Origin of the sequence: Achromobacter sp. ACM03, from assembly GCF_014851665.1 — a bacterium.
GTDB lineage: Bacteria > Pseudomonadota > Gammaproteobacteria > Burkholderiales > Burkholderiaceae_B > Achromobacter > Achromobacter aegrifaciens.
Genome location: NZ_JACVAD010000003.1, coordinates 600,823 through 620,369, shown reverse-complemented (window position 1 = coordinate 620,369; position 19,547 = coordinate 600,823). Strand labels below are relative to the sequence as shown.

General features: G+C 67.3%; 18 protein-coding genes. 5 read left to right on the top strand and 13 right to left on the bottom strand.

All coding sequences use genetic code 11. The features are described 5' to 3' along the window. Window positions 1–88 precede the first annotated feature (88 nt). Window positions 89–727, top strand: coding sequence for a VTT domain-containing protein (locus tag IB257_RS18565; RefSeq protein WP_175163801.1), 639 nt, complete (start codon window positions 89–91; stop codon window positions 725–727). A 97-nt stretch (window positions 728–824) separates the two neighbouring features. Here IB257_RS18565 and IB257_RS18560 read toward each other — a convergent pair whose 3' ends face one another. Both IB257_RS18560 and tsaE read right to left on the bottom strand, forming a co-directional pair. Continuing rightward, window positions 825–2,210 carry an N-acetylmuramoyl-L-alanine amidase gene (locus tag IB257_RS18560; protein ID WP_054457465.1) on the bottom strand — a complete coding sequence of 462 codons (1,386 nt, stop codon included), beginning with the start codon at window positions 2,208–2,210 and terminating at the stop codon, window positions 825–827. Further along, window positions 2,138–2,677 (bottom strand): tRNA (adenosine(37)-N6)-threonylcarbamoyltransferase complex ATPase subunit type 1 TsaE, encoded by a 540-nt coding sequence (gene tsaE / locus IB257_RS18555; RefSeq protein WP_054457463.1) that lies wholly within the window; start codon window positions 2,675–2,677, stop codon window positions 2,138–2,140. The genes IB257_RS18560 and tsaE overlap by 73 nt, the downstream gene beginning before the upstream one ends. A gap of 163 nt (window positions 2,678–2,840) precedes the next feature. Between tsaE and fumC the strand changes: the two genes are divergently transcribed. Beyond that, window positions 2,841–4,235 (top strand): class II fumarate hydratase, encoded by a 1,395-nt coding sequence (gene fumC / locus IB257_RS18550; RefSeq protein WP_054457461.1) that lies wholly within the window; start codon window positions 2,841–2,843, stop codon window positions 4,233–4,235. Window positions 4,236–4,304: 69 nt separating this feature from the next. Here the strand turns inward: fumC and IB257_RS18545 are convergent, their stop codons facing one another. Next, window positions 4,305–5,204, bottom strand: coding sequence for an AEC family transporter (locus tag IB257_RS18545; protein ID WP_175181109.1), 900 nt, complete (start codon window positions 5,202–5,204; stop codon window positions 4,305–4,307). Window positions 5,205–5,445: 241 nt separating this feature from the next. On the opposite strand from IB257_RS18545, the gene IB257_RS18540 reads away from it, so the two are divergent. Further along, window positions 5,446–6,438, top strand: coding sequence for a tripartite tricarboxylate transporter substrate binding protein BugE (locus IB257_RS18540; protein WP_054457457.1), 993 nt, complete (start codon window positions 5,446–5,448; stop codon window positions 6,436–6,438). Window positions 6,439–6,525: 87 nt separating this feature from the next. On the opposite strand, the gene IB257_RS18535 is transcribed toward IB257_RS18540, so the two are convergent. Then, the gene (locus IB257_RS18535; RefSeq protein WP_054457455.1) at window positions 6,526–7,431 is read right to left on the bottom strand and encodes a LysR family transcriptional regulator; all 906 of its coding nucleotides are present in this window, start codon (window positions 7,429–7,431) and stop codon (window positions 6,526–6,528) included. A gap of 125 nt (window positions 7,432–7,556) precedes the next feature. Between IB257_RS18535 and ggt the strand changes: the two genes are divergently transcribed. After that, the gene (ggt, locus tag IB257_RS18530) at window positions 7,557–9,314 is read left to right on the top strand and encodes a gamma-glutamyltransferase (protein ID WP_119452125.1); all 1,758 of its coding nucleotides are present in this window, start codon (window positions 7,557–7,559) and stop codon (window positions 9,312–9,314) included. Window positions 9,315–9,326: 12 nt separating this feature from the next. Here the strand turns inward: ggt and IB257_RS18525 are convergent, their stop codons facing one another. Genes IB257_RS18525 through IB257_RS18515 form a run of 3 tightly spaced genes read right to left on the bottom strand, consistent with a single transcriptional unit; the run spans window position 9,327 to window position 13,197 of the window. Beyond that, window positions 9,327–10,454 (bottom strand): CaiB/BaiF CoA-transferase family protein, encoded by a 1,128-nt coding sequence (locus IB257_RS18525; RefSeq protein ID WP_192492656.1) that lies wholly within the window; start codon window positions 10,452–10,454, stop codon window positions 9,327–9,329. An 11-nt stretch (window positions 10,455–10,465) separates the two neighbouring features. Next, window positions 10,466–11,449 (bottom strand): tripartite tricarboxylate transporter substrate binding protein, encoded by a 984-nt coding sequence (locus IB257_RS18520; RefSeq protein ID WP_054457449.1) that lies wholly within the window; start codon window positions 11,447–11,449, stop codon window positions 10,466–10,468. Window positions 11,450–11,496: 47 nt separating this feature from the next. After that, entirely contained in the window at window positions 11,497–13,197 is a 1,701-nt protein-coding gene (locus tag IB257_RS18515) for an acyl-CoA dehydrogenase family protein (protein WP_054457447.1), read from the bottom strand. 125 nt (window positions 13,198–13,322) lie between these two features. Between IB257_RS18515 and IB257_RS18510 the strand changes: the two genes are divergently transcribed. Then, a complete protein-coding gene (locus IB257_RS18510; protein ID WP_054457446.1) occupies window positions 13,323–14,270 on the top strand; it encodes a LysR family transcriptional regulator in 948 nt (315 codons plus the stop codon). Window positions 14,271–14,273: 3 nt separating this feature from the next. Here IB257_RS18510 and purU read toward each other — a convergent pair whose 3' ends face one another. The 6 genes from purU to IB257_RS18480 all read right to left on the bottom strand — a co-directional run bounded on the left by purU (window position 14,274) and on the right by IB257_RS18480 (window position 19,485). Further along, on the bottom strand, window positions 14,274–15,128 hold the full coding sequence (gene purU, locus IB257_RS18505; protein WP_119452128.1) for a formyltetrahydrofolate deformylase: 855 nt from the start codon (window positions 15,126–15,128) through the stop codon (window positions 14,274–14,276). A gap of 79 nt (window positions 15,129–15,207) precedes the next feature. Next, entirely contained in the window at window positions 15,208–16,317 is a 1,110-nt protein-coding gene (locus tag IB257_RS18500; RefSeq protein WP_175159396.1) for an NAD(P)/FAD-dependent oxidoreductase, read from the bottom strand. Continuing rightward, the gene (locus tag IB257_RS18495) at window positions 16,314–16,838 is read right to left on the bottom strand and encodes a flavin reductase family protein (RefSeq protein ID WP_059371570.1); all 525 of its coding nucleotides are present in this window, start codon (window positions 16,836–16,838) and stop codon (window positions 16,314–16,316) included. The genes IB257_RS18500 and IB257_RS18495 overlap by 4 nt, the downstream gene beginning before the upstream one ends. A 38-nt stretch (window positions 16,839–16,876) precedes the next feature. After that, window positions 16,877–17,506, bottom strand: coding sequence for a pyridoxamine 5'-phosphate oxidase (pdxH, locus tag IB257_RS18490; RefSeq protein ID WP_054457438.1), 630 nt, complete (start codon window positions 17,504–17,506; stop codon window positions 16,877–16,879). A 105-nt stretch (window positions 17,507–17,611) separates the two neighbouring features. Next, window positions 17,612–18,274 carry a gamma-glutamylcyclotransferase gene (locus IB257_RS18485; RefSeq protein ID WP_054457436.1) on the bottom strand — a complete coding sequence of 221 codons (663 nt, stop codon included), beginning with the start codon at window positions 18,272–18,274 and terminating at the stop codon, window positions 17,612–17,614. 2 nt (window positions 18,275–18,276) lie between these two features. After that, window positions 18,277–19,485 carry an MFS transporter gene (locus IB257_RS18480; RefSeq protein ID WP_370540112.1) on the bottom strand — a complete coding sequence of 403 codons (1,209 nt, stop codon included), beginning with the start codon at window positions 19,483–19,485 and terminating at the stop codon, window positions 18,277–18,279. Window positions 19,486–19,547 lie beyond the last annotated feature (62 nt).

The following is a 19,547-nucleotide window of genomic DNA, read 5'->3' as shown; positions in this document are numbered from 1 at the left end:
GGTATGGCTATGTGGACGATTTTAGCGTCATGGGCGGGTGGGCTATAGTCGCGGACTGATATCCCATTCCGCTGGCAGGGTTGCTTCAATGCTCGAATTCTTCAATATGGTGCTCCACATCGACAAGACGCTTGGCGTCTGGGTCGCGCAGTATGGCGTGTGGGTGTACCTGGTGCTGTTCCTGATCGTTTTTGCGGAGACGGGGCTGGTCGTGTTGCCCTTTCTGCCGGGGGATTCGCTGCTGTTCATCGCGGGCGCGTTCGGCGCGACCGGGCACATCGATCCGTTCCTGATGGGCGGGCTGCTGATCATCGCCGCCATCACCGGCAATACGGTGAACTACTTCATCGGACGCTATATCGGGCCGCGCGTGTTTTCGATGAACCTGCGCTTTCTGGACCGCGGCGCGTTGATGCGCACGCACGCGTTCTATGAAAAGCACGGCGGCAAGACCATCGTCATGTCGCGCTTCATCCCGGTCGTGCGCACTTTCGCGCCCTTTGTCGCGGGCGTGGCCGACATGCCGCAGTCGCGCTTCCAGCTGTTCAACATCCTGGGCGCGCTGCTGTGGGTGGTGAGCCTGGTGGCCGCGGGCTACTTCTTCGGCAACATCCCGCTGGTGCGCGAACACTTGAATACCATCGTGCTGCTGGGGCTGGCCGCCGCCATCGTGCCGGTGATCGGCGCGGGCCTGTTCAAGCTGATCAAGGCCAAACGCGGCGCGTGAAGCGCCGCAGCGGATGCTGCGGCACACGCGTCACATTGAAAAGGGCGTTGCGCCGTGAAGCGCAACGCCCTTTTTCATGCGGCGGCAGACGTCGCCGTCAGCTCACATCGCCCAGCCGCGCCAGCGGCGGGTTGGCGGTGAAGTAACGCTGGATGCCCGTCATCATGGCCTGCGCCAGCTTGTCCTGATGCGAGGTGCTGCGCAGCAGGGCTTCTTCCTGCGGGTTGCTGATGAAGGCGGTTTCGACCAGCACCGAAGGAATGTCCGGCGCTTTCAGGACCGCGAAGCCGGCCTGTTCGACGCTGTTCTTGTGCAGGCGGTTGATCTTCTTGATTTCGTCCAGGAAGGCGCTGCCCACCTTCAGCGAATCGTTGATCTGCGCGGTGGTGGACAGGTCCAGCAGTACCTTGGCCACCTGGCGGTCGTGGCTGCCAAGGTTGACGCCGCCGATCAGGTCGGCCGCGTTTTCCTTGTCCGCCATCCAGCGCGCCTGGGCGCTGGTGGCGCCGCGCTGCGACAGCGCGAACACCGACGAGCCATTGGCCGAAGGCTTGATCCAGGCGTCCGCGTGGATCGAGATGAACAGGTCCGCGTGCACGCGGCGCGCCTTCTGCACGCGCACGTGCAGGGGCACGAAGTAGTCGTCGTCGCGCGTGAGATAGGCGCGCATGTAGGGCTGGCTGTCGATCAGCGCCTTCAGGCGCCGGGCGATGCGCAGCACCACGTCTTTCTCGCGCAGGCCGCTGCTGCCGATGGCGCCCGGGTCCTCGCCGCCGTGGCCGGGATCCAGCGCGATGGTGACCATGCGCTGCTTGCCGCGGCTGGCGGTGGCGGGCGGAGGCTTGGGCGCGGTGGGCAGCGGGGGCGCCGGTTGCTGGCCGCGCACGCGCGGCGGCTCGGGCGGATCGGCGCGGGTCACCGGGTTGCGCTGGATGTCTTCCAGGATGCGCGCCAGCGGGTCGTCCACGTCGGGGCCGGTCTGCTTGTTCAGGATCGCGACCAGCGGATCCTGGGCGATCTTCGGATACAGGTCCAGCACCAGACGGTACTGGTAGTCGGCCACGGGCTTGAGCGTGAACACCTGGGGCGCCACGGGCTGCTTCAGGTCGAACACCAGCCGCACCACGTTGGGGCGGTTTTGCGCCACCCGCAGGCTCTGGATGTAGGGGTCGTCAGGCCGGACCTTGGAAACCAGGTCGTTCAGGGCCGCGCTGATGGTCAGTCCCTCAATGTCCACCACCAGGCGGTGGGGGTTTTCAAGCGTGAACTGCTCAGCCTTGAGCTCGCTGTCGAGCTCCAGCGTGACGCGGGTGTATTCGTCGGCCGGCCAGGTGCGCACAGCCAGGATGGTCGCCGCCTGCGCCAGGCGCGGCAGGACCGGCAGGACGAGCAGGGTGGCGGCGACGCTGATCAGGCGGCGCCGGGTGGCGCCTGCCGAGGGGAGGGCGCCGACTGGGGCGGGGGGACAATCGCGTTCAACCATGTTTGTCCTCGAGCGGTGTACGCGGTCAGGGTGGCGTCGCGTCCGTCGCCTGCATAGGCTAGGGAAATCAGCAGGTCGGGAGGGGGCAAAAGGCCCCCGGCCCGCTCCGGCCATTCGATCAAAACGACTGCGTCGTCACGCAGTAAATCCCGGAATCCTGCGTCCAACCATTCTCGCGTATCACTAAATCTATAAAAATCAAGGTGATAGAAGTATAAGTTAGAAACTTTATAGGATTCAAGCAGCGCGTAGCTGGGACTTTTGATCCGTCCCGTGATGCCGCTTTCCCGCAACAGGGCCCGTGTGAAGGCCGTTTTCCCCGCGCCCAGGTCCCCCTGGAGGTGGATATGTCCCCCAGCCGGACCGGCCTGGCCGCCGGAAACCAGGGGGGCGAGCTGACGTGCCAGCGATTCCGTGGCGGCTTCGTCGGGCAGGTGCAAGGTCAGGCTGCAAAGAGGGGCGGACATGGCGCGGGGCGAGTGGTAAAAACGGTGGAGGGAGCACGGATGTTTGCGCAATTATAGGAATGCGGGTTTCTGCTAACCTATAACTGATTGTCATTCTCAACATTCTCGCGGCTGGCGCGCTGCCGTCAGCCGTAATCGACGTCGCCACGGAGTAGCACGCGCCATGAAGACCCGCATTGAAAAAGACACGTTTGGTCCCATCGAAGTCCCTGAGGATCACCTCTGGGGCGCCCAGACCCAGCGTTCGCTGCATTTTTTCGCGATTTCCACCGAGAAGATGCCGGTCCCCCTGGTCGAAGCGATGGCGCGGCTCAAGCGCGCGGCGGCCAAGGTCAATGCCGATCTGGGCGAACTGGATCCGAAGATCGCCGATGGCATCGTCCGCGCCGCCGATGAAGTGATCGCCGGTAAATGGCCCAACGAGTTCCCGCTGTCGGTCTGGCAGACCGGCTCGGGCACGCAAAGCAACATGAACATGAACGAGGTGCTGGCCAACCGCGCTTCGGAACTGATGGGCGGCGTGCGCGGCGAAGAACGCAAGGTCCACCCCAACGACCACGTCAACCGCGGGCAGTCGTCCAACGATACCTTCCCGACCGCCATGCACGTGGCGGCGGCGGTGCAGGTCGAGCATCATCTGCTGCCCTCGCTGAAGGCGCTGCGCGCCACGCTGGCGGCCAAGAGCGCCGAGTTCTACGACATCGTCAAGATCGGCCGCACCCACCTGCAGGACGCCACGCCGTTGACGCTGGGTCAGGAGCTGTCGGGCTACGTGGCCCAGCTGGACCTGGCCGAGCAGCAGATCCGCGCCACCCTGCCTGGCCTGCACCAGCTGGCCATCGGCGGCACGGCCGTGGGCACGGGCCTGAACGCGCACCCGCAGTTCAGCGCCAAGGTTTCCGCCGAACTGGCGCATGCCACCGGCACTGCCTTCGTGTCGGCGCCCAACAAGTTCCAGGGCCTGGCTTCGCACGAAGCGCTGCTGTTCGCGCACGGCGCGCTGAAGTCGCTGGCAGCCGGCCTGATGAAGATCGCCAACGACGTGCGCTGGCTGTCCAGCGGTCCGCGTTCGGGCCTGGGTGAAATCAGCATTCCCGAGAACGAGCCGGGTAGCTCGATCATGCCGGGCAAGGTCAACCCGACGCAATGCGAAGCCATCACGATGCTGGCGGCGCAGGTGCTGGGCAACGACGTGGCCATCAATATCGGCGGCGCCAGCGGCAACTTCGAACTCAACGTGTTCAAGCCGCTGGTGATCCACAACTTCCTGCAATCGGTGCGCCTGCTGACCGACGGCATGGCCAGCTTCAACGAGCATTGCGCCGCCGGCATCGAACCCAATCGCGAGCGCATCGCCGAACTGGTCGACCGTTCGCTGATGCTGGTGACGGCATTGAATCCGCATATCGGCTACGACAAGGCCGCGCAGATCGCCAAGAAGGCGCACAAGGAAGGCCTGTCGCTGAAGGAATCGGCGTTGGCGCTGGGCTACGTGACCGAAGCGCAGTTCGCCGAATGGGTGGTGCCGGCTTCCATGACCAACGCGCACAAGTCCTAGTAAGCGGGCCTGTGCGTGCATGAAAAAAGACCGCCGCGGCGGTCTTTTTTCGTTGTCGGGCCTTGCCGCTCAACCTGCGCCGGTGAGCATCAGCCACAGCGGAATCGTCAACGCCGAAAGCAGCGTGCCCAGCGATATCAGCACGGCCACCATGCGGCCGTCGCCGCCCATGCGCATGGCCAGCACATAGGCCGCGGACGCGGTGGGCAGGGCCGCGAACAATAGCAGCATCTGCGATTCCAGCGGCGGCAGCGCCAGCAGATGCGCGATCAGCAGGGCCGCCGCGGGCAGCGCCAGCAGCTTGACCCCGAGCATCCAGGCGATCAGCGCGCCATGGCCCTTGCCGCCTTCCCATGAAAGGCTGGCGCCCACGCACATGATGCCCAGCGCGAGCGCGGCAGCGCCCAGGCGTCCCAGCGCCGTGTCCAGCGGGCCGGGCAGATGCACGCCGGCCAGATTGCAGGCCAGGCCGGCCAGCGTGGAAATGACCAGCGGGTTGCGTGCCAGTTCGCGCAGCAGGTTGCCGCCGCTGTGGCGCGCCAGGCCGTAGACCGCCGCCATGTTGGCCATCGGCACGGCGAACCCGACGATCAGCGCCATGACCGTCTGGCCCTGGGCGCCGCCCAGGCTGGCCGACAAGGCCAGGCCGAGATAGGTGTTGAAGCGGTAGCCGCATTGCGCGGACGAGGCCAGGCTGAGCGGCGACGGCCGCAGCGCCCAGCGCGCCAGCCAGGTCAGCGCGACGCCGGTCGCGATGACGGCTGCGCAGGCCTGCAGCAGCATGGCGGCGTTGCCGGCGGTGATGGGGGTGCGCAGGATGGACTGGAACAGCAGTGCGGGGAGCAGGACGAAGTAAACCAGGCGCTCGGTGCCGGCGAAGAATTCGCGCGAGAAATCCAGTTTGTGACGCAGCGCCCAACCCAGCGCGACCAGCATGAAATCAGGGAAAACCAGAAGGGCAACGGACATGTGAGAGCAGGTATTTGATGCGCGTCAGAAGGGGATCCCGGCGCTATGCGTCTGTAAGCATTTGCTGCTATTCTCCGTCATTCTGGCGGGCGCATGTGCCACAAGCAACCTATAAAAGCAGTGCTCTCCCTGCGCACAGAACTTGCGCCCTCCCGCCGTTCATTGCTGACCTGTCTACAGGCAGGCGCATCACACAACGGTCCGTACACACACGGGCTCGCATATTGGAGGAAACACACCTATGAATAAAGTCCGCTCCCTGGCCGTGGCCATTGCCCTGGCCTCCGGCGTTGCCGGCACCTTTGGCGCCTCCGCCGCCTTCGCTGCCGACAAGTACCCGAGCAAGCCTATCCGCGTGATCGTTCCGTTCGCGCCTGGCGGCTCGACCGACATCATCGCGCGCCTGGTGACGCAGCGCATGAGCCAGGAACTGGGCCAGCCCATGGTTGTGGAAAACAAGGGCGGCGCCGGTGGCGCCATCGGCGCATCCGAAGCCGCGCGCGCCGATGCCGACGGCTACACGCTGTCGATCGCCACCGTGTCGACGATGGCCGTGAACCCCGCTTGCCGCCCCAATGACCTGCCCTACGATCCGATCAAGGACTTCCAGCCGGTCACCAACTTCGCCAACACCGCCAACGTGGTGGCCGTGAACCCGAAGTTCCCCGCCAAGGACTTCAAGGGCTTCCTGGAAGAGCTGAAGAAGAACCCGGGCAAGTACTCCTACGGCAGCTCGGGCACTTGCGGCGTGCTGCACCTGATGGGCGAATCGTTCAAGATGGCCACCGGCACGGACATCGTGCACGTGCCGTACAAGGGTTCGGGCCCGGCCGTGGCTGACGCCGTCGGCGGCCAGATCGAAATCCTGTTCGACAACCTGCCGTCGTCGATGCCGCAGATCCAGGCGGGCAAGCTGCGCGCCATGGCCATCGCGTGGCCGACCCGCATCGATTCGATCAAGGACGTGCCGACCTTCAAGGACGCCGGCTTCCCGGTGCTGAACCAGCCGGTCTGGTACGGTCTGCTGGCGCCCAAGGGCACGCCGATGGAAGTCGTGAACAAGCTGCGCGACGCTGCCGTGGTGGCCCTGAAGGACCCCAAGGTCATCAAGGCGCTGGACGACCAGGGTTCGGCGCCGTCGGGCAACACGCCGGAAGAATTCGCCAAGGAAATCAAAGAGCAGTATGACTGGGCGAAGGACGTCGTGAAGAAGCAGAACATCAAGCTGGATTGACGCCGCGCGGGGCGGGCGCTGCCTGCCCTGTCTGCACGCAATGACGGGCGCCTTCGGGCGCCCGTTTTTTTTTGTGCGCCGGCCGCTTCAGGCCGCGGCGTCGAGTCCGGCCTGCAGCGCTTCGCAGGCGGCGCGCAAGCGTTCGATGAAGTCGCGGTGCAGCGCTGACAGCGGATCCTGGTTGCGCACCATGATGCTGATCGGCACGCGCAGCGCGGGGTCCAGCCGGCGCAGGTTCATGCCGGGACGCAGCATCGCCTGCGCGGTGATGGCGTCCACGATGGCGTCGCCGCAGCCTGCGTCCACCAGCGCGCAGGCCACGTAGTGCGTTTGCACCTGGATGGCGACTTGCGGATCCAGGCCCTGCGCGTCCAATGCCATCTGCAGCAGGGCGCCGGAGGCGTCGGCCGCGTCCAGCACGATCAGCGTGTCGCCCGCCATGGCCGTCAGCTCCGCCAGCGGCAGCGGCCCCGTGCCTTCCTTGCGGCTCAGGTGCACCAGCTCCGTGTGGCCCAGCCCCATGCGGGTCAGGCCCGGATAGTCGTTGGTGTCGAAGGTGATGGCCAGGTCCAGTTCGCGCGTCAGCAGCCCCTGTACGAGTTCGGTGCTGTGATGCGTGTGGATGTCGAAGGTGATGCCGGGCTGCGCCTCCCGGCTGTCGCGCACCACGCCGGGCAGCAGCCCCAGGCCCAGCGCTGGCGCGCAGCCCAGTCGCAGGTGGCCGTTGGGATGGTCGCGCAGGCTGGCGGCCAGCCTGCGCACGCTGTTGAGGTCCTGGTTCAGGCGCGCGACTTCGGGCGTGAGGATCTCGGCTTCGCGCGTGGCGACGAGCCGGCCCTTGACGCGCTCGAACAGCTTGAAGCCCAGCTGCGCCTCGGCGTGCGCCAGGAGCTTGCTGGCCGCGGGCTGCGAGATATGCAGCGCGGCCGCGGCCTCGGTCAGGGATCCGGTACGGCGGATCGCTTCGAAAATCTCGATGTGGCGCAAACGCATGGCACGGTGGGGACGGTGGGCGGAAACCGCGATTCTAAGCCGGATGCGGCTGGCGTCGCGACAGCCGCGGGCGCCTTGACTATCATGAACCCCTGCCGGAAAGCCGGCGCACACAGGAGCTTCCCATGCGCGCACCCCGCCACGCCGCCGCCCTCATGCTTGCCGCCGCGCTTGCCGCCATGCCCGCGGCCTGGGCCCGCACGCCGCAGGCCGCCGAGGACCTGAACCCCGAGGCCGCCAGCGGCATACAGACGCGCCAACTGGTGCGTGCGCCGCATTTCATGATGGCATCGGCCAATCCGCTGGCGACGCAGGCGGGCGACGAGATGCTGCGCCGGGGCGGCAGCGCGGTGGACGCCGCCATCGCCGCCCAACTGGTCCTGAACCTGGTGGAGCCGCAATCGTCGGGCATCGGCGGCGGCGCCTTCATGGTGGTGTATTCGGCCAAGAGCGGCCGTATCCAGACCTACGACAGCCGCGAGACCGCGCCCGCCGCGGCCCAGCCGCAACGTTTCCTGGATGCGGACGGCAAGCCGGTGCCATTCGCCCGCGCGGTGAACAGCGGCCTGGCGGTGGGCGTGCCGGGCTTGCTGCGAGGCTTGGAGCTGGCGCACAAGGAGCAGGGCGCGCTGCCCTGGGCCGACTTGTTCCAGCCCGCGATCCGGCTGGCCGAACAAGGTTTTGCCGTGTCGCCGCGCTTGCATAAGCTTTTGGCCGGCAACAAGGAACTGCGCACGCAAGCCGCGGCCGCGGCCTACTTCTACGCGCCGGACGGCGCTCCCTGGCCGGTGGGCCACGTGCTGAAGAACCCGGAATTCGCGCGCACGCTGCGCGCGGTGGCGGAGCAAGGCGCGGACGCGTTCTACCAGGGCGACATCGCCCGGGATATCGTCGCCGCCGTGCGCGGCCACGCCGTACCCGGCGACCTGACCCTGGCCGACCTGGCGGGCTATCGCGCCAAGACGCGCGATCCCGTCTGCGGCGCCTATCGCGGCTACCAGCTGTGCGGCATGGGGCCGCCCAGCAGCGGCCCGATCGCGGTGCTGCAGATGTTGGGCGAACTGGAGCAGTTCCCCCTCGCCCGCTACAAGCCGGGCAGCCTGGAGGCGGTGCATTACTTTTCGGAAGCTGGCCGGCTGGCGTTCGCCGACCGCGATTTCTACGTGGCCGATCCGGACTTCGTGCGGGTGCCGGTGCGCGCCATGCTGGACCCCGCCTATCTGCGCGCGCGCGGCGCGCTGATCCAGCCGGACCGCAGCATGAAGGTGGCGCTGCCCGGCGATCCGGAAGGCAAGCTGCTGTCGCTGGGCAAGGACGACGCGTGGGCGCTGCCCTCGACCAGCCATCTGGTGGCGGTGGACGCCCAGGGCAATGCCTTGAGCATGACGACCACCATCGAAAACGAGTTCGGCAGCAAGATCTTCGTGCGCGGCTTCCTGCTGAACAACGAGATGACGGATTTTTCCTCGTCCTACAAGGATCCCGAGGGCCGCCTCGTCGCCAACCGCATCGAACCGGGCAAGCGCCCGCGCAGCTCGATGGCGCCGATGATCGTGCTGCGCGATGGCAAGCCCTATCTGCTGGTGGGGTCGCCGGGCGGCAGCGCCATCATCAACTATGTGGCCAAGACCATTGTGGGCGTGCTGGACTGGGGCCTGGACATCCAGGCGGCCATCGACCTGCCGAACATGGGCAGCCGCAACAAGGAGACCGAGCTGGAGAAGGGCACCGCGCTGGAGGCGCTGGCGCCAGAGCTTGAGCGCATGGGGCATCCGGTGCGCATCACCGAATTCCCCAGCGGCATCCACGGCATCGTGATCGATGCTGGCGGCCTGCAGGGCGGCGCCGATCCGCGCCGCGAAGGCGTGGCCCAGGGCGGCTGAGGCCGCGCGGGCCTATTCGCCGGCGTCGGCGGGACGCAGCGTCGGCGGCAGCTTGCGCAGCGTGGCTGGCGTGCGCGACAGCTTGATCGGCGAACCCACGCCGCGATAGTCGCCTTGCTCCAGCACCATGCCGCGATGGCGGGTATGCGGATGCGCCAAGGCCTGGTCCACGGTCTGTACGGCGGCGGCGGGGACGCCTCCACGCAGCAGACGGTCGGCCAGCGCAGCGGCGTCGTGGCCCGCCAGCAGCGCGGACAGGTCGTCGCGCAAGGATGAGCGGTTGCGCAGGCGGTCGGCGTTGGTGGCGTAGCGCGCATCGTCCGCCAATCCTGGCGCTTCCAAAGCCTGAGCCAGCTGCGCGAACTGGCGGTTGTTGCCGACCGCGAGAAAGATCGGGCCGCTGGCCGTGGGCAGCGTTTCGTAGGGCGCGATGTTCGGGTGCGCGTTGCCGCTGCGCGCGGGCACCTTGCCGCTGTAGAAGTAATTGGGCGCGTGCGGATGCAGCAGCGACAGGGCGCAGTCGTACAGCGTGATGTCCAGGAATTGCCCCAGTCCGCTGCGCGTACGCTCATTGAGCGCCAGCAGGATGGCCACGGCCGCGTTCAGGCCGGTCACCATGTCCACCACCGGCAGTCCGACCCGGGTGGCTTCGCCGTCCGCATCGCCGTTCACGCTCATCAGGCCGCACATGGCCTGGGCGCAGGCGTCGTAGCCGGGCAGGCCGCCCAGCGGACCGTCCGCGCCGAAGCCGCTGACCCGGCAATGGATCAAAGCGGGGAAGTCGCGGCTCAGCGTTTCGTATCCCAGGCCCCATTTCTCCAGCGTGCCGGGCTTGAAGTTCTCCACCAGCACATCGGCGTCGGCCAGCAGATGGCGCAGCAATTCCTGCCCAGCGGGCTGCGACAGGTCCAGCGTCATGCCGTCCTTGTTGCGGTTCACGCCGATGAAGTAGGACGCCGTATCGCCCAGGAAGGGGGGGCCCCAGCCGCGCGTCTCGTCGCCGCCGGGCGGCTCGATCTTCAGCACGTCGGCGCCGTGGTCGGCCAGGATCTGCGTGCAATAGGGGCCGCCCAGCACGCGCGACAGGTCTATCACTTTGCAGCCGGCGAGCGCGCCGGCGTTGGGCAGGGTTGCAGCCATGTGGGGTCCGTTCAGTCGATGGAAACGTGGGCGCTCTTGATGAGGTCGCGCCATTTGGGCACTTCGGCCGAGATGAAGGTCGCCAGGCCCTGCGGCGTCTGGTCCTGGGCTTCGACGATGCCCTGGCTGCGCAGCGTCTGCGCGACCTCGGGATCGGACAGCGCGGTCTTGAAGGCGCGGTTCAGCGTGTCCACTACGTCAGCCGGCGTGCCCTTGGGCGCGACGATGCCGAAGAAGACGCTGACGTCGTAGCCCTTGAGTCCCTGCTCGGAAAGCGTCGGCAGGTCGGGCAGCGCATCCGAGCGCTGGGCGCTGGCCAGGCCGATGGCGCGCAGCTTGCCCGCCTTGATGTAGGGCAGCGCGGTGAGGATGTCGGTGAACGACATCGACACCTGCCCGCCCAGCAGGTCATTTAGGGCCGGTCCCGTGCCTTTGTAGGGGATGTGCATGATCTGGGTGCCGGCCATATTGTTGAAGAGAATGCCGGCCAGGTGCGACGAGGCGCCGTTGCCCGACGAGGCGTAGCTCAGCTTTTCCGGATTCTTCTTGGCGTAGGCGATCAGTTCCTGCGCATTGTTGGCGGGCACCGACGGGTTCACCACCAGGATGTTGGGCAGGTGGCCGATGCGGATGATGGGCGCGAAGCTGGTCTCGGGGTTGTAGCCCTGCTTCTTGTACAGGCTGACGTTGATCGCCAGCGGCCCCGAGGTGCCGAACAGCAGGGTGTAGCCGTCCGGCTTGGCGGTCGCCACGTACTCGGAGCCGATGTTGCCGCCGGCGCCTGCGCGGTTTTCGACGATGACGTTCTGGTTGAGCGGTTGCCGCAGCTTGTCGGCCAGCCTGCGCGCCAGGGCGTCGGTGGGACCGCCCGGCGGGAAGGGCACGATCAGCGTCACGGGCCGGGCCGAGGGATAGGCGTCCGCGGCCAGCGCGGGTGCGGCGGGGGCGATGGCGGCGGCAGCCGCCAGCAGCAAAGGGGCGAAGGTTCGGTTCATGCTTGTCTCCAGTGGTTGCGCGCCGGCTGTGCCGCCGGCGTCGGTTCTTACAGCGCGTATTGCAGGATGGCGCGGCACGCCGTGCTTTCGTCGGCCGCAATGGCATAGGGATCGCGCGGGCCCAGGCGATGCTGCAGCACCTGGTCGGCCAGCAGCGCGCGGCTTTCCAGGCCGGGTTCGGTGGCTTCCCAGCGCAGGGCGGCCATGGAAACGGCGTGGTACAGCAGCGAAGCTGCCTGGCGCGCCAGCTCGGGGCGGTCGGCCTGCGCGGCGTGTTCGGCCAGGGCATAGGTCTGCTCCAGCGCGCGCGCCTGCATGTCGGCCAGTTCGGGCGGGCAGGGGCGGCCTGCGGCCAGCAGGCCGTCGATATGGCTGCGCAGCGCCGGCAGCGAGTTTTCCCGGGTGATGGCGCGCAGCACGTCCAGCGCCACGATGTTGCTGGTGCCTTCCCAGATGGAGCCCAGGTGGGCGTCGCGCACCAGACGCGGTTCGGTCCATTCCTCGATGTAGCCGCAGCCGCCGCGCACTTCCATGGCGTCGCCGGTCACTTTGCGCGCATCGCGGCAGGCGCGGAACTTGATCAGCGGCGTGAGGATGCGCGCCAGCGCCGGATCGGCCGCGCCCTGGTCCGCGTCGGCCAGCGCACGCGCCGTCTGGAACATCACGCTGCGGGCCTGTTCGGCCCAGACCGTCATCTTGACCAACTGGCGCTGCATCAGCGGCATGTCGATCAGGCGCTTGCCGAAGGCGCGCCGGTGCTGCGAGACATAGACCGCCTCGGTCACGGCGCGGCGCATCAGGCCGGCGGCGCGCATGCCGTTGGACAGGCGCGAATTATTGATCATGTCGGCCATGTGCTTGAAGCCGCGGCCGCGCTCGCCCACCAGCCAGGCCACCGCGCCTTCCAGGCGGATCTCGCCGCTGGCCATCGAGCGCGTGCCCAGCTTGTCCTTCAGGCGCAGGATGCGGTAGTGGTTGTGCGTGCCGTCGGCCAGGTCGCGCGGCAGCAGGAACAGCGATACGCCCTTCAGGCCGGCCTGGGCTTCGCTGCGCGCCAGCACCATGGCGTAGCCTGCGTCCGGATTGGAGCAGAACCATTTGTCGCCGTGGATGAGCCAGGTGCCGTCGTCCTGCGCCGTGGCGGTCACTTCGGTGGCGCTGACGTCGGACCCGGCGCCCTGTTCGGTCATGAACATGGCGCCCTGGCGCAGCGCATCGAAATCCTGCGAGGTCACTTCGGGCAGGACTCGCTCGACCAGTTCCGGGTCGCCGAACTTGCGCAGGGTGCGAGCCAGCGAGTCGGTCATGCTGACCGGGCAGCACAGGCCGAACTCCGCCTGCACGAACAGGTGGCTGAGCGCGTACTTGGCGGCCGCGGGCATGGGTTCGGGCCAACCCAGGACGCCGCCGCGGTGCGACAGCGCCGCCAGGCCGAATTCGCTGTAGGCCAGGCGCTCCAGTTCGACGTAGGCCGGATGCTTGTCGATGCGGGACTCGTCGGCGCCGGCGCGGCTGCGCACGGACAGCGTGGGCGGGTGCTTGTCGGCGGTGGCGGCCAGTTCGTCCATGACGCCGCCTGCCAGCGCGCCCAGCCGTTCCAGGTGGGGCAGCAGGTGGGCGTGCAGCGCGGGCGGCAGGTAGCGCCGGCTGAGCGCCTCGGCGTAAGGGTCCGCGCTGAACAGGTTTTGTCCGCGCGAATCCGGAACGGGCGTGGCGGCGGTGGGCGCGGTCTTGACGGGGGTATCCATGGCGGCATCCTGCTGAAGACGGGAACGATGCCTGTGATGGTGCTTGCATGGATTAATCTATACAAATACTGTTTGTGTGTAGAACAATCCAAAAAAAGTATGGATTGCAGTCCCAGGGGAGACAAATGGACCTGGATCCGCGCCTGTTGCGCTATTTCATCGCCGTGGCCGAAGAACGCCACTTCAGCCGCGCGGCCACGCGGCTGCACATTTCCCAGCCGCCGCTCAGCTACGCCATCCGCCAACTGGAGGACAACGTCGGCGCGCGCCTGCTGACCCGCACCAGCCGCCACGTCGAGCTGACCGACGCCGGCCAGGTGCTGTACCGGGAAGCCCTGACGTTGCTGCGCCAGGCGGAAGAGGTGCGCACACTGGTGCAGCGCGTGGACGCGGGCCTGCGCGGCCGGCTGCGCATCGGCTTCGTCGGTTCCATGCTGTACCGCGGCCTGCCGGCGCTGCTCAACGCCATGCGCGCCGAGCTGCCCGACGTGGAACATGTGCTGACCGAATTGAATTCCCATGACCAGATCGAGGCCGTGCGCCGCGGCGAGCAGGATCTGGGCTTCATCCATGCCAATCCGGTGCCGCCAGGCGTGCTGGCGCGCGACTTGATGGCCGAGCCTTTCGTGGTGTGCCTGCCGCAGGCGCATCCCCTGGCCGGCCGGGAATCCCTGCGGTTGGCGGAATTGGCCGCGGACGACTTCGTGTTCTTCGCCCGGGCCGCTTCGCCCAGTTATTACGAGACGGTGCTGTCCATGTGCGTGTCGGCGGGCTTCATGCCCGTGATCCGGCACGAGGTCAGGCACTGGCTGAGCGTGGCGTCGCTGGTGTCGCAGGGGCTGGGCGTGTCCATCGTGCCGGCCTGCCTGTCGCGCAGCGGGCTGGCGGGGACGCGCTTCATTGCCTTCGAGCACGCGGCCCGCTCGGTCAGCCAGATGATCTGGCCCGAGGCTGCGCGTTCGCCGCTGCAGGAAAAGGCGGTGGAAATGGCGGCGCGCCAGTTCCCGCTGGGGGCAGGCGCGCCCGAGGATCCGCCGCCAGGCGAATCCGCCGGACGGCGATCCGCAAGCTGAGGATCAGCGGAAGACGACGGTCTTGTTGCGGTTGAGCAGGATGCGGTGCTCGACGTGGCTGCGCACGGCGCGCGACAGCACCAGGGATTCGATGTCGCTGCCGACCTGGGTCAGGTCCTGGGCGGTCATCGTGTGGTCCACGCGTTCGATGTCCTGGTCGATGATGGGGCCTTCGTCCAGGTCCGAGGTCACGTAGTGGGCGGTGGCGCCGATGATCTTGACGCCGCGCGCATGCGCCTGGTGGTAGGGGCGGGCGCCCTTGAAGCTGGGCAGGAAGCTGTGGTGGATGTTGATGGCGCGGCCGTTCAGCGCGCGGCACATGTCTTCCGACAGGATCTGCATATAGCGGGCCAGCACCACAAGGTCGATGCCTTCCTGATCGACCAGGGCCAGCACCTGCTTTTCCTGTTCCGCCTTGGTGTCGGCGGTGACCGGCAGGTGGTGGAACGGGATGCCGTAGGACGCCGCCAGGCTGGCGTAGTCGTTGTGGTTCGAGACGATGGCGGCAACTTCGGCGTGCAGATGGCCGCTGTGCACGCGGAACAGCAGGTCGTTCAGGCAGTGGCCCTGCTTGCTGACCATGATCAGCAGGCGTTCCTTGCGGCGGGCGTCATGCAGCTTCAGCTCCATGCCGTACTCCGCCGACATCCCGTCCAGCCGCGCCCGCAGGTCGCTGGCGGCTACGCCCGCCGGGACGTCGAAGTGCACCCGCAAGAAGAAGCGCCCGGTCTCTTCGTCGCCGAACTGCTGCGAATCCAGGATGTTGCAGCCCAATTCGAACAACAGGCCGCTGACGCGGTACACGATGCCCGTGCGGTCGGGGCAGGACAGGGTCAGGATGTAGTCGTTGTGCTGCATGGTTCAGGGAGAGGAGAAAAAGGAGAAGAGGTGACAGTATTTGTTGATGGCGCCACGCGCGGCATGCGCGGCGTGGGGATCATCCGTTCAGACGGGCCAGGGTCTCTTCGGCCAGGGCCAGGCTGGAGGTCAGCCCCGGGGATTCTATGCCGAACAGGTTCACCAGGCCGGGCACGCCATGCGCGGCCGGGCCGGCGATGACGAAATCGGCCGCGGGCTCGTGGGGGCCGGAGATCTTGGGGCGGATGCCGGTGTAGCCGGGCGCTAGCGCGTCATCGGGCAGGGCCGGCCAATAGCTGCGCACGGCCTCGTAGAAGACGTCGGCGCGGGCCGGGTCCAGCGTGTAGTCCTCGGTTTCGACCCATTCGGTGTCGGGGCCGAACTTGGCCTGGCCGCCCAGATCCAGCGTCAGATGCACGCCCAGGCCGGCATGCTGCGGCACAGGGTAGATCAGGCGCGAGAACGGCGCGCGGCCGGACAGAGTGAAATAGCTGCCCTTGCACAGGTAATCCTTGGGGATGCTGGACGCGGGCAGACCGTCGATGCGGCGCGCCAGCGCCGGCGCGTGCAGGCCGGCTGAATTGATCAGCACGTTGCAGCTCAGGGTCATGGCGTCGTCGCCGCCGAATTGCAGCTCGAAGCCGCCTTCGGGGCGGACCCGGCCGGACACCAGCGGCGTGTGGAAGACGCACTGGGCGCCGGCGTTTTCGGCGTCGCCCTGGAACGAGAGCATCAGCGCATGGCTGTCGACGATGCCGGTGGACGGCGAGGACAGCGCCGCGGTGCAGCGCAGCGCGGGCTCCAGGCGCATGGCGTCCTCGCCGGAAATGAACTGCAGGTCGTCCACGCCGTTGGCGCGGGCGCGCTGGGCAATGCCCTCCAGCTGCGCGGCCTGTTCCGTCGTGGTGGCGACGATGAGCTTGCCGAGCCGCTTGTAGGGCACGCCGCGCTCGGCGCAATAGGAGTAAAGCAGGTGCTTGCCGCGCACGCAGAGCCGGGCCTTGAGGCTGCCCGCCGGGTAGTAGATGCCGGCGTGTATGACTTCGGAGTTGCGCGAACTGGTGCCGGTGCCGATCGCCTCGGTGGCTTCTGCCACCAGCACCTCGCGTCCGGACTGGGCCAGCGCGCGCGCGATCGCCAGGCCCACCACGCCCGCGCCGATGACGACGCAATCCACATCCACGCTCATGGCGTTTTCCTTTCCGAACGGGCGCCAGCCGGGGTCAGGTCGAAACCGCCGGCATGGAAGACCAGCGGCGGCTCGCCGCTATGGCCGCAGCGCTCCACTTCGCCCACCATGATGACATGGTCGCCCTCGACGTAGCGGCTGCGGTTGTGGCATTCGAACCAGGCGGCGCAGTGGCCGTCCAGCATGGGCGTGCCGCCCGGCGCGTGATGCACCGTGAGGCCTGCGTAGCGGTCCGGCGTCTTGCCGGTGGCGAAGCGGCGCGCCAGCGCGATCTGCTCCGCGCCCAATACGTTGACGACGTAGCGCTCGCACTGCTCGAAGGCGGCCAGCGACGACGAACTGCGCGACAGGCTCCACAGCACCAGTGGCGGGTTCAGCGACACGGAGTTGAAGGAGCTGACCGTCAGGCCGATGGGCGCGCCATCGGGGTCGGCGGTCGTCACGACGGTCACGCCCGTGGCGTAACGGCCCAGCGCGGTGCGGAAAAAGGCGGCGTCAAAATCAGGGGAGGAGGCGGTCATGCAATCGTTAATTGGGGGCGGGCGCGCGGCGCCCGGCATCAAGGCGACAGGCGTTCGATCTTCCAGGCCTGGCCGTCGGCGACATAGCGCAGGCGGTCATGCAGGCGCGAGGGCCGGCCTTGCCAGAATTCGAAGGCGGTGGGCTTCAGGCGGTAGCCGCCCCAGTGCGGCGGGCGCGGCGGCTGTTCGCCGAAACGCTCGCGGAATTCCCGTTCGCGGGCTTCCAGCTCTTCACGGGTGATGGGCTGGCTCTGGCGCGAGGCCCAGGCGCCGATGCGCGAACCGGCGGGGCGGCTGTGGTAGTAGGCGTCCGACTCGTCGCCGGCCACTTTTTCGACCACGCCTTCGATGCGGACCTGGCGCTCCAGCGGCTGCCAGAAGAACAGCAGGCTGGCGCGCGGCTCGGCCTGCAGGTCCAGGCCCTTGCGGGATTCGTAATTGGTGAAGAACGTGAACCCGCGCTCATCGAAGCCCTTGATCAGGACGATGCGCGCGCTGGGCTGGCCGCTGGCGTCCACCGTGGCCAGGGTCATGGCGTTGGGTTCGGGGACCTTGGCGGCCAGGGCCTCGTCGAACCAGCGGGTGAACTGCTCGAACGGGGAGGCGGCGGCCTGGCCTTCGAGCAGCACGTTCTTGTCGTAGCTTTGACGCAGATCAGAGACGGACATGGGGCTAGTAGTTCAGCGTTGATAACAAGGAGTTTATACCGCCTGGGAGGCGGTACCCTCATTGACCCCGCTCAGGGCGCAGGCAAGATTTCCCGAGGCCGGGCCTCAGGCGCCTTCCGGCAGGGTGTGCCCGTCCAGCTCCAGCCGGCGCGCGATGGCGTCCAGGCGGGCGTCATGGATGCCGGCGGCGCGCAGCGCCTGGGCGGTCTGCACCACGTATTCGGTGCAGGGGCCATAGCGTCCGGCGGCGCGGCGCACGATGGCCAGCAGCTCGGGTTCGGGCAGGGCGCGGATGTAGGCCGGATTGTCCCGGTTCATGATGAAGACCAGCGCCCGCACGGTGCCGGTATCGGTGGCGCAGTTGATCCAGCGGGGCAGATAGGCGCCAGTGGACATCTCGCGCTCCCAGAGCGCGGGGAAATAGGTCGGCACCTGGTCGCCCGCCAGGCGGTAGACCACCCCGCGGCAGGAGCCTCCCCGGTCCAGGCCGAATACCAGACCCGGGCATTCCGGGGTGCCGCGGTTGACCCGCGACCACAGGCACAGCGCCCGGTGGTGGCCGCGCAGCGTTGCCAGCCGGCGCTCCACGAAGTCGAAGTCGGGCCGCCAGATCAGGGAGCCGTAGCCGTAGACCCACACGTCTTCGCCCGATTGCCAGTGGCGCAGCGCCTCGTCCAGTGATTCCTGCCGCTCTTGCGCAGTCCAAAGACGAAAGGGCAGGCTGGCGCCGGAATTGCCGGCGGCGGGAGGAGAGGACTGCATGTTCACGGCTACGCTTTGCGTTCAGATTCGATCGGGGGATTGCGGTTGGCCCAGCCTCCGGCCATCAGGGCCACGGAGTACGCCCAGAAGAGGGGGGCAACGCCAATTACCGCACCGAGCGCGCCGAAGGTCAACGGCAGGGACACCTGCGAGCCGTTGATCAGGGCCATCCGCAGGCCCACGGCCTCGGCGGCGCGGCCCGGCGGCGAATGCTGGTGCAGCAGGGAAAGCATACTCGGCTGGCAGCAGCCCAGGGCCAGCCCGAGGATGAAAGACAGCACGATCAGGACGTTAACGTCGGTGAACAGCGGGTAAAGCATGAAATCAATGGCGGCTGTCGCCATCGCTACCCGCACCAGCGTCCAGGATCGCACGCGGCGCTGGATGAAGGGCAATATCAGGCGGATAACGAAAGTAGCCGCCGCGAAGGACGCAAGAATGACGCCAATGGTGGTGGCCGACAGGCCGATGGCGACGCCGAAAATGGGCACGACGAACAAATGGGTGTCCCACGCGCCGGACAAAATCGTGTTGACCATCAGGATGCGGCGCAATGCCGGCACTTCCAGCAATTCAGTAACGCGCCGCTTTTCAGCCTCTTTTTTGCCTGACAGCTGCGAATCCACCGCCTTCAATTGGTGACGCAAGACATAAAGGCCGCCCGCCGAAAGCAACGGACCCAAGGTCAGCAGGCCGAAGGCCAGACGCGTCCCCAGATGGTCGATCGCCAGCCCGGCGATCAGCGGGCCCGAGAATCCGGACCCCGCCAGCGCCAGCGACATAAAGGAGAAATTGCGCAGCCGTTGAGCCGGTTCCGCGTGGCCCAGCAGGTCTTGCGTGGCGACCTGATGCAACATGAAGCCGATGCCGATGCAACAGGAGGCTATCAGCAGGGCGAACTGGGTCTGTGAGATGAAGGGCAGCGTGGTGCCCGAGGCGACCAGGGCCGTGCCGATGACCAGCGGCCGCACAATGCCGACCCGGTCAACCCAGCGGCCGGCGCGCACAGAGAACAGCATGGGCAGCACCGCGAACACCGCGACCAGCGTGCCCACCTTGAAGGTCGACAGCCCCATCTGCAGCGCGGTGAGGGAAACCGTGATCCGTCCCCCAGTGAGCGCCACGTGATTCATCATGGCCAGCAGGCACAAAAGCACCGCCCCGGAAAATTCTGGGGAACTGGGTGACGAAGAGGGGGATCTATGAGAAGTGGACACGGATACGGCGTAACTGCGTTCATTCTGGCCATATCGTCGCCCTATGTCGAGGCGCTGCTGTT